At 58.6% G+C, this 13,357-nt stretch carries 10 protein-coding genes and 2 pseudogenes; 5 read left to right on the forward strand and 7 right to left on the reverse strand.

The window, feature by feature from the left end:
* Window positions 1-201 (forward strand): hypothetical protein (locus ACZM8Y_RS16170; protein ID WP_489501894.1); only part of this gene is annotated, 201 nt, incomplete at its 5' end.
* A gap of 495 nt (window positions 202-696) precedes the next feature.
* On the opposite strand, the gene ACZM8Y_RS16175 is transcribed toward ACZM8Y_RS16170, so the two are convergent.
* From ACZM8Y_RS16175 to ACZM8Y_RS16195, 5 genes are all read right to left on the reverse strand, one after another.
* Window positions 697-1,995 carry a phenylacetate--CoA ligase family protein gene (locus ACZM8Y_RS16175; protein WP_302554519.1) on the reverse strand — a complete coding sequence of 433 codons (1,299 nt, stop codon included), beginning with the start codon at window positions 1,993-1,995 and terminating at the stop codon, window positions 697-699.
* A gap of 189 nt (window positions 1,996-2,184) precedes the next feature.
* On the reverse strand, window positions 2,185-3,261 hold the full coding sequence (locus ACZM8Y_RS16180; protein ID WP_482330485.1) for a DUF1786 family protein: 1,077 nt from the start codon (window positions 3,259-3,261) through the stop codon (window positions 2,185-2,187).
* Between the two features lie 2 nt (window positions 3,262-3,263).
* Entirely contained in the window at window positions 3,264-3,662 is a 399-nt protein-coding gene (locus ACZM8Y_RS16185; protein WP_302554517.1) for a pancreas/duodenum homeobox protein 1, read from the reverse strand.
* Window positions 3,663-3,798: 136 nt separating this feature from the next.
* Entirely contained in the window at window positions 3,799-4,788 is a 990-nt protein-coding gene (gene gluQRS / locus ACZM8Y_RS16190; RefSeq protein ID WP_482330486.1) for a tRNA glutamyl-Q(34) synthetase GluQRS, read from the reverse strand.
* Window positions 4,785-5,693, reverse strand: a complete 909-nt coding sequence (locus ACZM8Y_RS16195) for an EamA family transporter (RefSeq protein ID WP_479859851.1) — start codon at window positions 5,691-5,693, stop codon at window positions 4,785-4,787. The genes gluQRS and ACZM8Y_RS16195 overlap by 4 nt, the downstream gene beginning before the upstream one ends.
* Before the next feature lie 308 nt (window positions 5,694-6,001).
* Between ACZM8Y_RS16195 and trpB the strand changes: the two genes are divergently transcribed.
* Window positions 6,002-7,204: a tryptophan synthase subunit beta gene (gene trpB, locus ACZM8Y_RS16200; RefSeq protein WP_479859852.1), complete on the forward strand. Its 1,203-nt coding sequence runs from the start codon at window positions 6,002-6,004 to the stop codon at window positions 7,202-7,204.
* Between the two features lie 1,055 nt (window positions 7,205-8,259).
* Here trpB and ACZM8Y_RS16205 read toward each other — a convergent pair.
* Together ACZM8Y_RS16205 and ACZM8Y_RS16210 are read right to left on the reverse strand one after the other, a co-directional pair.
* Window positions 8,260-8,343, reverse strand: a pseudogene (locus ACZM8Y_RS16205) (IS1595 family transposase); the annotation flags it as partial.
* Window positions 8,344-8,508: 165 nt separating this feature from the next.
* Window positions 8,509-9,100, reverse strand: a pseudogene (locus tag ACZM8Y_RS16210) (IS1595 family transposase); the annotation flags it as partial.
* A 274-nt stretch (window positions 9,101-9,374) separates the two neighbouring features.
* On the opposite strand from ACZM8Y_RS16210, the gene ACZM8Y_RS16215 reads away from it, so the two are divergent.
* From ACZM8Y_RS16215 to ACZM8Y_RS16225, 3 genes are all read left to right on the forward strand, one after another.
* The gene (locus tag ACZM8Y_RS16215; protein WP_482330487.1) at window positions 9,375-11,090 is read left to right on the forward strand and encodes an amidohydrolase; all 1,716 of its coding nucleotides are present in this window, start codon (window positions 9,375-9,377) and stop codon (window positions 11,088-11,090) included.
* A 521-nt stretch (window positions 11,091-11,611) separates the two neighbouring features.
* Window positions 11,612-12,967, forward strand: a complete 1,356-nt coding sequence (locus ACZM8Y_RS16220; RefSeq protein ID WP_302554184.1) for an alanine/glycine:cation symporter family protein — start codon at window positions 11,612-11,614, stop codon at window positions 12,965-12,967.
* 49 nt (window positions 12,968-13,016) lie between these two features.
* A partial coding sequence (locus tag ACZM8Y_RS16225) for a hypothetical protein (RefSeq protein ID WP_489501895.1) occupies window positions 13,017-13,357 on the forward strand: 341 nt, incomplete at its 3' end.

Here is a 13,357-nt window from a genome sequence, read left to right on the forward strand (position 1 = left end):
CCAATAAAGTGTCTCGCGCTATGGAGTCCTTTAGTGGGAAAACAAGAGAAAAAGGTTGTATTTTCACCATACTGTGAAAATACAACCTTTTTCTATGACAGGGCTTTTTCATGGCCAAATATAGCGGTTCCACCTCTTTTAGGTCTTACTGTTATTTTTGCATATAATTATTTGAAGTTATTAAAAACAATCTTTTTATAACTTGAAAAGTAGTTTAATGGTTTCAATAGATTATATCTAAATGACGACACGGCCTAATAAGGTTCTGTTATAGTGTATGCTTGTTTCATCTCCACAGCGCGGTGGGCATACGGCCTTTTTCCCCGGTTTTCCCCTTGGCGGAATCCATAGCTAAACATTTTGCTGATTATTCCTTTGGAATTTCAAGGAAAAAAGCATGGCTCTGTCATAGTGCGTGGTTGTTTCATCTCACAGAACGGTGAAAATGCAGCCTTTTTATCCATTTTTCCCCTTGGCGGACGTTATGGCTGAGACATTTTATTGATTTCCGCACTTCAAGGAAAAAGGTATCAATCATTTTCTATGACACAGCCTTTAATAAGGAACCGTCTTGCGAGAAGGATTCGATAAACACGAAAGTCTTTGAAGAGGGAGAGGGGAGGTTTGGAGGGGGGAGGGAGAAACTTTCTCCAGAAAGTTTCTCCCTCCCCCCTCCAATCTTCACAATACCTTCCCTCAACTCTTCTCGCGCTTGTCGATAACGCGCTGGGCCTTGCCTTCGGTGCGGGGCAGGGAATTGTGCTGCACGAGTTCGACCTTGGGCGTGATGAGGATTTCGTCCTTGAGGGCGCGGGCGATGGTCTCCTGAAGGCCGCGCAGCACGCGCATGTCTTCCACAAAGCTCTCCTCGCGGATTTCGACCTGTACCTTCATGGTGTCCTTGAGGCCGTCGCGCTCAAGGACGATGACATAGTTCTGGCCCACTTCGGGGTAGGCCATGAGCACGCGCTCGACCTGCATGGGATAGATGTTCACGCCCTTGACGATGATCATGTCGTCGGAACGGCCAAGGATGCGGTCGATGCGGCGGTGCTTGCGGCCGCAGGGACAGTCGCCGGGGATGATCCGGGTAAGATCGCGTGTCCGGTAGCGCAGGATGGGCATCCCGTGGCGGCACAGAGTCGTGAGCACCAGCTCGCCCACTTCGCCGTCCGGAACCAGCTTCCCGGTGTTCGGATCAATGATTTCCAGCAGGTAGGCATCTTCCCAGAGGTGCAGGCCGTTTTGGTACTGGCACTCGAAGGCCACGCCGGGGCCGTTCATTTCGGACAGGCCGTAGGAGTTGTATACCTTCATGTCGAACAGGGCTTCGATGCGGCGGCGCGTTTCTTCGGTGTAGGGCTCCGCGCCCACGCAGGCGATGCGCAGGGAAAGGGCCTTGGGGTCTTCGCCCTCCTCAATCAGGGTCGTGCCGAGATGCAGGGCGTAGGAGGGCAGGATGTGGGCCACGGTCGTCCCGAAATCCTTCACCAGTTTGAGCTGGCGCTTGGAGTTGCCCGCGCCCGCCGGAATGGTCATGCAGCCGAGGCGCTCGGCGCCGAAATGGATGCCGAGGCCGCCCGTAAACAGGCCGTAGCCGGACATATTCTGAAACACGTCGTCTTTGCGTACGCCCGCCATGTAGAGGCTGCGGGCCATGAGATCGGCCCAACTGTTGATGTCGGACTGGGTGTAGCAGACGGCTACCGGGGTGCCGGTGGTGCCGCTGGAGCAGTGCATGCGCACGAATTCGGAATGCGGGACCGTGGCGAGCCCATACGGATACTGGGAGCGGAGATCGTCCTTGCTGGTAAAGGGAATCCGCCGGATGTCCTCAAGGGAGCGCAGGTTGTCGGCGGACACCCCGGCTTCGGCAAGGCGCTTGGCGTAGAAAGGCGCGCGGCTGGCTTGCTGAATGGTCGTTTTCAGGCGCGCCAACTGAACGGTTTCCAGCGTGGCCCTGTCCCATGTTTCGGCTTTGTCAAAGTAATCCATCTTCGTATCCGTATTTGGTTGAAAAACGGTTAACACGCTATCCGTAAAAGCGTTCGCTCATTCAACGGAACTCCCGCCGCGTAGCCACCCCACCAGTCAAAAATTTTGGGAAAGGACGGGAAAGGGGGTGGAGAAGGGGAGGAGAACCTTTTCTGGCAGGAAGGTTCTCCTTCTCCCCAATGCAAACCATTATGCCTCCCGCAGCGCAAGGCCGTGCAGCAGCCCGTGGCAGCCCGCAATCATCATGTCGCCGTGCGGGGCGATGAATTGGGCGTGCCCCAGCAGCATCTCGCGGCGCGGCCCGACCGCGAAGGTCGGGGCAAAGCCTTCCGCTTCAGGAGGCAGGGGAGCGAGAAACGCGCAGCCGTGCCCGCCTTTGGCGCGTACCTGTTCGTCGGGAAGCCAGCCGAAACCGAATTCCTTGAGATCGAACAGCAGGGCGTCGGTATCCAGCATCCCGGTGTGGTGCTCGTAAACGCCGAGGATACGCCCCTTGAAGACGAGGAACGCCGCAACATGGCTGTTGCCCACGTTGACCACCGTAACGCCTTGGCGCTGGCTGCGCTTGGCGACTTCCGGCGCGGCGAGCGCGCCGAGGACGGCTGCCGCGGCGGTATCCGCCACAGGCCCGCCCGTGCATTGCCGGAGGGCGCTGAGCCGGGTGCAGGGGGCGGGGGGCGTGTCGTACAGCCAGCGGGCGGGATCGCCCTGCGTTTCGGTGAGCAGGGCGCGCCAGAGATTGAAGCGCCCGACGCGGTTGCCTTCGGGATGGTGCCCGTGATCCTGTGCGGCGGCGACGACGAGGGAAGGCTTGGGAAGCCCGGCGGCGCTGAGGAGGCCGTCCCAGAAGCCGGGCTCGTAGTCGGCCAGCGGGACGGCGGCGTATCCTTTGGGGCAGGACGGCGTAATGGAGACGCCCTGCGCCTTCACGCGTTCGGGATTGTCGTGCAGGGCGAGGGCCGCATCAGGCGAAGCGGCGGGGGCGAGCCCGGCTGCCGCTTGTTCCTGAACGGCGACGGCGAAACCGCCGCCCATGTTGTGCCCGTACAGCCAGACGGGGCGTCCGGCGGCCGTGTGGCGGCGGATGCGGCCGGCGATGCCGAGCGCAGGGGAGGGCAGGACGAAGCGGGGCCAGTTTTCGGCCCGTTCGCCGGGCAGGGCCAGCAGGGCATCCTGCGTCCCGCTGCCGATGTCGAGGCTCAGGATCGGCCCGGCGGCCGCCAGCAGACGCGCAACGGCGTCCCCGGCGGGAGAAAGTTCAGCCATGGCTATTTTCCTTTATTCTGGATAAGCACCAGCGGGATGCGGTGCAGCGCGCTGGAGAGGCTTTCCGTGGTGCCGATGCGCCACCACACGTCGTCGAGTTCCCATCCGGCGCGGCTCGCAATGTCGCTGACCAGGCCTTTGAGGTTGATGATGGGGTGGCGCTCGAAAACCTGCGGCAGGCCGTAGGTCAGGCTGCATACGAGGCAGCGTCCCGCGCGCTGGTGGAGTTCAAAGTAAAAATGCAGTTCGCCGTCGTCGCTTTCTTCGGGATCGATGGCGAGGCGGATATCATAGGCCCCTTCTTCCGCATCTCCGAACAGTGCATCAAAGAAATCGTCGGTTCGCTGTTGAGGGAAAAGATCGTTCAGACATTCGGGGGTAAAGACGTCACATACGGCCATGAAGGGAACCTTCCTTGCGTTGGGGGCCTGAGAAACGCACAACGTGCGGACGAAACAACAGTTTGGAAGGTAGCACCCATCGGCGCAAGACGCAACAAGGGGCACCTTGCGGCGCGACAACAAAGGGGTTTTCGCGTCAGCAGGCGGCGGAGAGCGAGGCCGTAAGATCGGCCTCGATAAGGACGCGTCCGGGAAGGGAACGCAGGCGGGCCGGATCGAACGCCGGAAGGAGATCACGGGGATGGATGGGGGAGGGCGCGCCGAGCAGCCCCGCCTTCCAGCCGAGGTAACCGGCTACGGCGGCGGGGGAAACGCCCGCATCCCGCAGGGAGGCCAACGTGAGGCTTGCGTGGCGCTTGGCGAGGCGTTCGCCTTCGGGATCGCAGAGCAGGGGCAGGTGCATATAGGCGGGGCGGGGATAGCCGAGCAGGTCGAACAGGGCGAGCTGGCGCGGCGTGGAGACGAGCAGGTCTTCCCCCCGGACGACTTGCGTAATGCCCATAAGCCCGTCGTCCACGACCACGGCAAGCTGGTAGGCGATGACGCCGTCAGAGCGCCGCAAGGCGAAATCGCCGCCGCAGGCTTCCAACGTCATGCTGAAAGGGCCGGATACGGCATCCTCAAAAGCATAGCCTTGTGAAGGGCAGCGGAGCCGAATGCAGGGGCGGCGCCCGGCGGCTTCCAGCCCGGCGCGGCGTTCGGGGGACAGGTTGCGGCAGGTTCCGGGGTAGGCGGCCCCGGCGTCCCCCACATGGGGCGCGCCCGCCAGCGTGCGCAGCTCCTTGCGGGTACAGTAGCAAGGGTAGGTATGCCCGGCCTTGTCCAGACGGCTCAGGGCGTCGGCATACAGCCCCATGCGGGCGCTCTGGACGTACGGCCCCGCCGGGCCCCCGACATCAGGGCCTTCGTCCCAATCCAGTCCGAGCCAATGCAGATCGCGGATGATCGCGTCGGCGTACCCGGCCCGTGAGCGGTCGGGATCGATGTCCTCCATCCGCAGCACGAGCGAACCGCCTTTGCTCCGGCAGGCCAGCCACGCGAGCAGGAAAGCCCATGCGTTGCCGAGGTGCAGGAAACCGGTGGGGCTCGGCGCGAGCCTGCCCCGGACGGGATGGGAGGCGTTCATCCGTGCTTTCGGGAAACGATGAAGAAGACGGAAAGGACGGTCAGGCAGCAGGCCGTAACGATGACGCCGTCCACTTGTTCGCCCGCGAGCAGCCAACCGAGGAATACGCCGATGACCGGGTTGACGTATTCATAGGAAATGGCGACCACGGTGCGGGTGTGCAGCAGCAGCCAGAAATAGCAGGTGTAGGCGATGATCGCCCCAAAGATGACCAGATAGAACAGCGCCCCCGCGCTCAGCGGGGTGACGGAATCCATCGAGAAGGTGGAAAACTCGCCCAGCACGGCGGCCCCCGCGAGGCTTTGCAGGCCGCCGATGAACATCAGCAGGGCGCTCGTCTGTATGACGGAAAGCCGGGTCTCGCTGGCCTGTTTCTTGGAGAGGAACGAGCCCGTCACCCAGCCGAAGGCGGCGCACAGCACAAGCAGTATGCCCCACCCGGAGTCCGTGCCGGAGGCCGTCTGATTGACGCTGAGGAGGATAAGCCCCGTAAAGCCGGTTCCGAGCCCGAAGAACTGTACCAGCGAAGGCCGGGGATCGCCGCAGAACAGCCAGCCGCCGAGCACCATCCAGATGGGCACCGCGCCGAGGATCATGGCCGCCGTACCGGAGGAGATGGATTCCTGCCCCTTGGCGAGGAAACCGCTGGCCATAAACACCATGAAGAACGCGAGGACGAAACTTTGGGAGAGATCCTTGCTAGTTGGGAGGTTGCGTTCGCCGCGCGCCCAACTCCAGAGATACAGGAGCATGCCCGCAAACATCATGCGCAGGCCGCACATCATGAACGGGGGGAAGCTCTCAATGGCGAATTTGATGGAAATGAAACAAGAACCCCACGAGATATAAACCAGAGTGAGGCATCCCAATACCTGCGCGATGTGTTTTTGCCGTGTCGTCAACATGCGCGGGAAAATATCCCGTCGCCAGCCGTACTGCAACCCCCGAAAAACGGCAAAAACGAAAACCGGTTGTCTTTGTTCACGAAAAGAAAAAAGCGAAAATGGTATTGACATGAAAAACGAATCTGGGCATCATGCCGTCCATGAACATTCAGCCCGTCAACCTTCTTTCCGCCCGCTGGTGGTGGCGCTCTTGTTAAAGGGTGCCGGGTTGTCGAGTCTTCTCCACAGAGCATAAACATCCAACCGCGGCCGGGATACTGGTCGCGGTTTTTTGTGGTGGTATCCCGTCCTAAGATGAGGAAACTGCCATGAATACGTCTTCCCCTTCCGCTTCCGAATCCACCGGTTTCTTCGGCGCCTACGGCGGGCAGTTTGTCCCCGATGAGCTGAAGGTGCGCCTTGACGAAGTGACCGAAGCCTTTGAACGGTATCGCGACAATTCCTTTTTCAAGGATGAGCTGGATTACTATTTCAAACACTACACCGGGCGTCCGAACCCCATCTTTTTCTGCGCCAATCTGAGCGAACGCCTCGGCGGGGCCAAGATTTACCTCAAGCGTGAGGACTTGAACCATCTCGGCGCGCACAAGATCAACAATACGCTGGGCCAGTGCCTGCTGGCGAAGCGGATGGGCAAGAAGCGGATCGTGGCGGAGACCGGCGCGGGGCAGCATGGCGTGGCGACGGCGGCGACGGCGGCCCTGCTTGGGCTGGAATGCACCGTCTACATGGGCGCCGAGGACATGAAGCGCCAGCGCCTGAACGTCATCCGCATGGAGATGCTCGGCGCGAAGGTCGTGCCCGCGCTTTCGGGCCAGCGCACGCTCAAGGAAGCCGTGGACGAGGCGCTCGCCGCGTGGATTGCCAACCCCGATACCTTCTATGTGCTTGGTTCGGCGGTCGGCCCGCATCCTTATCCCACGATGGTTCGCCATTTCCAGTCCGTCATCGGCCGTGAGGCGCGGGAGCAGATGCTTGCCGAATGCGGGAAGCTGCCTGTGGCGGCCTTTGCCTGTGTGGGCGGCGGTTCCAATGCCATCGGCCTGTTCGCCGGGTTCGTGGACGACGCGGACGTGCGCCTCATCGGTGTGGAGCCCGCCGGACGCGGCCTGACCTACGGCGATCATGCCGCCAGCCTGTGCAAGGGCGAGCCCGGCGTGATGCACGGCTTCCATTCCTACATGATCAAGGACGAGAACGGCGAGCCGGGCGCGGTGTACTCCATTTCTGCCGGGCTCGATTATCCTTCCGTCGGCCCCGAACACAGCTATCTCAAGGATATAGGCCGCGCCGAGTACGTCAGCGTGACCGACAGGGAGGCCGTGGACGCGTTTTTCCTGCTGTCCCGCACGGAGGGCATCATCCCCGCGCTCGAATCCTCCCATGCGCTGGCGCAGGCCGTCAAAATGGCTCCCACGTTGCCCAAGGACGCCGCGTTGCTGGTGTGCCTCTCCGGCCGCGGCGACAAGGACGTTGAGCAGATGGAGGCTTTCCTAGAGAGCGCGAAGTAGGGCGGGATTGGGATGAATTGAAGGGGGAAGCTTTTCTGAGGAAGGGGGAATACCCCACGTGTTTCTTCTTCCTCTTCTTCCCCCCCAACGCCATCCCCTTCAAAGGCTTTTAACTTGCCCGTGTTATAGAAAATGGTTGATGCTTTTTTCCTTGAAGTTCCAAAGGGATAACCGGCAAAATGCCTTGTCTGTAAATCCCGCCAAGGGGAAAACCGGATAAAAAGGTTGTATTTTCACCGCACTGTGGAGATGAAACAACCACAAACTATAACGGAGCCTTTAACTTTATCGAGTCCCTGACCGATGAGGGTTCTACGGCTGGAAGGGGATGCCGTTTGGTTTTGAAACCGTGCCGCAGGAAGCGATTGCCGCTTTATTTCTTGAAGCTCCCAAAGGACAATCAATACAATGCCTCAGCCATAAAGCCCACCAGCGGAAAGATTGGAGAAGAAGGCCGTATTTCCACCATGCTGTGGAGATAAAACAGCCATGCTTTATGAAACCGCCTTGCCTAAAAAGCCGCAACTATCTTTATCTTGTTCTTTTTTTGAATAAAATCCAATAAAAAGGTTGTGCCATAGGAAACGGTTGATGCTTTCTTTCTTGAAATTCAAAGGAATAACCAATAAAATGCCCCAATCATGGAGTCCTTCAGCGGAAAAATTGAATGGAACGCCTCCATTTCAGTATGATACTGAAATAAAATAACTATATACTATGACAGAGCCAATAAAAACAGCCATAACCCTGGCAGAATCGTTTCATGACCTAATCGTTCTGACCAATGGATGCCCATAAATAGGGCTTCCTTTGATAACATCAACTGGGGTGGTATGTTATGAATCGACGTGTCTTTATTGTATTTTTTATAACGCTTTTCGCCTCCTTGATTACCGGATGCCACAGGCATCCTCGCCCTGCACCTGCCCCCAAGCACCCGCCTCGTCCCCCAAAAGGCCACCGACCGCCCCCTCCAAGGCGTTAAGCTCTATAACAGCATCGAATTTTGCCCGGAAATGCCGTTTTCCGGGCTTTTCTTTAGTGGCATGACTCAGATTTTCTCTGAGCATTTTGAGGATGAGTTTGCAGATATTCTCATGGCGGTGATTAAAGCGAAATCCGCATTCTTCCAAATGGAAAGGCTCTGTCATAGTATGTGGTTGCTTCATCTCAATAGTGCGGTGAAAATACAGCCTTTTCTCTCCGGTTTTTCTCTTGGCGGAATACAGGGCTAAGGCATTTTGCCGGTTATCCCTTTGGAACTTCAAGGAAAAAAGCATCAATTATTTTCTATGACACAGCCAATGGAAAAAGAAAATATGCTTGTGAAGGCACCGGAAGCGGGCGAGCCGAGTTTTGGCAAAGGCCCAAAAGCTTTGTATTCCATTGATATGGGAATGCTTGTTGGCAAACTCATTGCTGCCATGCTCAACACGAAAGTGCTTCCGATAGCCCAAATCTACCAGGCCATCGCAGCCACGCCAACCATCAGAGTGAATAACGCCTTCAAGCTCCACACGGCCACGAATCATTCCCTAGAGAGTGGGTTTTGAGCAGTCTGGCACGCTCTCAGTGTATACGCGTCCGTTACGCCTGAGCAGGCCAAAGACAATGGTTTTGCCGTGGGCGCCTCGGCCCCTTACGCCTTTGGCCCGGCGTGCGCCGAAGCGGCTCTCATCCACTTCAACTTCGCCGCCAACAGAGGATTCCGACTCACAATGGCGGGCGATTCTTTCCCTCGAAGGCGGCAAGGCAACAATTGATAGTATTTCTATTCAGATTCGTTGCCGCAGCGATTTGCGAGGCGTCCAAATCCACGACAAAAAGTCGGACGATTTGCCGGATTTTGGCCTCTGAAATTTTAGAACGATAAGCGTACTTGTTTTTCATTGCCATGACTTGCTTTTAGCCGCTTTATAGACTCTGGATAGTCATGGCCCTATGAATAACGTGTTCAAAGCAAGGGAGGTTTTCATGGTTTCAAGGAGATTGGTGTATACATTTTTGTAAAACGTGCCGTTTCCTTCCGGGATGGGAGCCGCTCCGGGGATGCGGAATATGGCTCCGAAAAAATTGACAGGTTATTCCCTTTATCGTAACACTCTGATATTCCATTATCATTTTTGCTGTAACCGTTTCGGGGCCGGGAAAGCCCCGGTGAGGTGCGCCTATGTCGGTTTCCTCTTTGCCTTTTTTGCAAGACGCGCTTGCCGCCGTGCTCCCAAAGCTGGCGGCGTGGCGGCGCGACTTCCATGCCCACCCGGAAGCGGGCTGGACTGAATTCCGTACGGCGGCTTTGATCATCAGGCGGCTGCATGGGCTTGGGTATGCGATCCGCATGGGCGAAGCCGCTTGCGCCCCCGGTCGGAGGATGGGCGTCCCTTCTCCCGCCGTCCTTGAGGCGGCGCGGGAACGTGCGCTTGGGCACGGAGCCGATGCCGGATTGGTTGCGGGCATGGGGGACGGCTATACGGGATTCTGGGCGGATCTGGACTGCGGCCCCGGCCCCGTGACGGCGTTCCGGTTCGATATGGACTGCAACGAGGTCGTCGAGTGCGCGGAAGGGAGCCATAGGCCCGCGCGCGAGGGGTTCGCATCACGCTGGCCCGGCCTGATGCATGCGTGCGGGCACGACGGGCACGCCGCCGTAGGGCTCGGCTTGGCTGAAGTGCTTGTTTCGATCCGGCGGCGCCTGCGGGGGCGGATCCGCCTGATCTTCCAGCCGGCCGAAGAAGGCGCGCGCGGGGCGCTTCCGATGGCGGAAGCCGGAGCCGTGGACGGCGTGGATGCGCTGTTCGGTTTCCATATCGGTTTCAAAGCCGAAGGGCCGGGCACATTGATATGCGGCACGCAGGGATTCCTTGCCACCACCAAGCGCGATGTCCTTTTCTCCGGGGTGCCCGCCCATGCGGGGGCCGCACCGGAAGAAGGAAAGGACGCCCTGCTTGCGGCCTGTTCGGCTGTGGTCAGCCTGCACGCCATTTCCCGGAACGGCAAGGGCGGCACCCGCATCGCCGTGGGCAGGCTGGAAGGGGGGGAAGCCCGCAACGTCATCCCCGCCTCCGCGCGGCTGTTCATGGAGACGCGGGGGGAAACCACGGAACTGGACGCCTATATGGTTGCCGAGTCCGAGCGTATCCTGCGCGCTTCCGCCGATCTGTGGGGCTGTGCCTGCGAGTGGCGGACTGTGGGGAACAGCGCCGGGGGAGGGAGCAGCCCGGAGCTTGCCCGTGTCATTGCTGCGGCTGCGGAAACGATGGGCGGCTGGAAGGCGATCATCCCGATGGGCGGTTTCGGGGCGACGGAGGATTTCGCTTGCCTGATGAGCCGGGTTCAGGCCTCAGGAGGGCTGGCTTCCTACATGCAGGTCGGGACGGACAGGGCGGCCGGGCATCACAGCGACCGCTTTGATTTTGATGAAACATGCCTTGGGCGGGCGCTGGAGCTGCTGGCCCGGCTGGCCGTGCGCATGGCGGGCGGGGGGCAGGAAGGCACTGAAACGGAGACGGAGGACAACATGGAATTTTTGGATGAGGCCGTAAGGCGCAAGGGCATCCACGTGCAGCTCTGGCTGGAGGGGGAGGATGGGGAAGGCTTCGGCAGGGGGCGTGTGGAGCTCCTCCAGCTTGTCGACGAGCTCGGATCGCTGAGCAAGGCCGCAAAGCAGCTCGGCATGTCCTACCGTGGGGCGTGGGGCAAGATAAAGAAGGCCGAACGCATCGCGGGCGAGACGCTTGTGGACGCTTCGGGAACCAAACGCGACGGCTATTCGCTGACCCCGGCGGGGCGGGAGCTGGTTCAGCGTTTTCAGCAGTGGTATTCGGATGTCGAAAGCTTCGCCAATAAGCGTGCGGCAGCTTTATTCAGCCATTCCGATAAAGAATGAAGATTCATTGTTCAACCAATCTCTGTTTATTGCCTGACCAACTTTATATTCATTGTTCAACCAATCCGTATTCACTGTTTAATCAATCTCTATTCATTGAGCAATCAATCTCTGTATTGATGATGAAGAAGAACAATTTCACATGCAAAAAGCCTTGCACTGCTATCTTTTTTTGACTAACAATACGCAAAGAGGGCTTTGCATGGATAAAAAGCCCACAGGGGGAGTGGAAGAGGGGTCATATATTGGCGGTATTGGGATCGCCAATATATGATGAGCAATTATGTTTTGAGGAAGAACCTTTTGGGGAAGGTTTTTTCTTTAATGAAAACATAATCGAATGTTGCCTGAAGATGGGCGGCAGTGCTTTTTACAGTTACTGAATCCTTTTTCATTTCTCCCGTTTCGGATTGCTTTCGCCGTTTTCAGCGCACAATATGCTGTCCTGCGTTGATAAGCAGCAATGCGAACGACGTGCGAAGCGGTGCCTTCTAACGTTTTATCCTTAATCAGGGGGAGAAATGGAAGCTTTCATGGCATGGCTGAAGTCAGTCAACGACGTGGTTTGGGGGCCGGGGATGTTGGTATTGCTGGTCGGCACCGGCCTGTATCTGACCGTCGGCCTGAAATTTTTTACATTCCGTAATTTTTTCCGGGGACTTAAAAATCTGTGGGATGGCCGCTCCAACCAGTCCGAGCATGGCGAAATCTCCCCGTTCAACGCGCTGATGACCGCATTGGCCGCCGACATCGGGACAGGCAACATCGTGGGCGTGTCGACAGCCATTTACATCGGCGGCCCCGGTGCGCTGTTCTGGATGTGGGTGACCGCCCTTGTGGGTATGGCCACCAAATTCAGCGAAGTGCTCCTTTCCGTGCATTTCCGCGAAAAGACCCCCGCCGGGAACTGGGTGGGCGGCGCCATGTACTTCATCAAAAATGGGCTTGGGCCCAAGTGGATGTGGCTCGGCTCGTGCTTCGCGCTGTTCGGCATCGTCGCCTGTATCGGCACGGGCGCCATGGTGCAGGGCAACTCCATTGGTGAAGCCATGCAGGCCAACCTCTCCGTTCCGACATGGTTTACCGCCGTCGCCATCTTCCTGCTGGCCGGGGCCGTGCTCATCGGCGGCGTGAAGCGTATCGGGGCCGTGGCCGGCAAGATCGTGCCCGCCATGGCGGTGGTGTACGTCGTCATTTCCCTGATCGTCATTGTCCTGCATATTGATCAGCTTCCCCGCGTCCTCGCTTGGGTCGTCGCCGAAGCGTTCACGCCTACGGCCGCCGAAGGCGGTTTTGCCGGTGCGACCGTGATGATGGCTATCCGCATGGGCATGGCCCGCGGCGTGTTCTCCAATGAAGCCGGCCTTGGCACCGCGCCTATGGCCCACGCCGCCGCGACCAGCGTTTCCCCGCTGGTGCAGGCTTCCATCGGCATGCTTGATACCTTCATCGATACGATCGTCGTGTGCACCATGACCGGCTTCGCCATCCTCGTGACCGGCCAGTGGACTTCCGGCCTCACCGGGGCCGCCATGACCTCCGCCGCCTTCGAGACGACGCTTCCCGGCATCGGCGGCATCGCGGTGACGATCTGCCTGACCTTTTTCGCCTTCACCACGGCCCTCGGCTGGTGCGTGTACGGCGAACGCTGCTCCATCTATTTTTTCGGGGACAAGGCGCAGGTTCCTTTCCGGATCATCTACTGCATCGCCATCCCGGTGGGCGTGCTCACGCAGCTTGATGTGGTGTGGCTGCTTGCGGACACCTGCAACGCGCTCATGGCCATCCCGAACTTGATCGCCATCCTGCTGCTCAGCCCGGTGCTGTTCAAGCTGGTGAAGGAAGACGAATCCAAGGATACCATCTTCAAGCACTGATCTGCCGTTTTCGGCGGAAGCGGGGAGGGGCCGAAAGGCCCCTTTCCTTTTGGCCCTGTCAGAGTATGTGGTTGTTTCTTTCCACCGCACGGTGAACATACAGCCTTTTTCTCCAGTTTTCTCCTTGGCGGAATCCGCAGCCAAGGCATTTGGCTGGCTATTCCTTTGGAGCTTCAAGGAAAAAACATCAGCCTTTTTCTGTGGCACAGCCTTCCTTTCCTGTGGCGGGGAGGCGGCTAACGAAGAGGCACAGCGCCCCGGCCAACAACGTCCTTTTCTGTGGCGGCGGGAGGGCGGCACTGTTGCCATTCCCGTCATGAGGCTAGAGGCATGTCCGGCCTTTTTAGATTGCTTTGGCTGTGTCATGGTATGTGGTTGTTTCATCTCCAC

This window comes from Bilophila sp. (assembly GCF_057864385.1).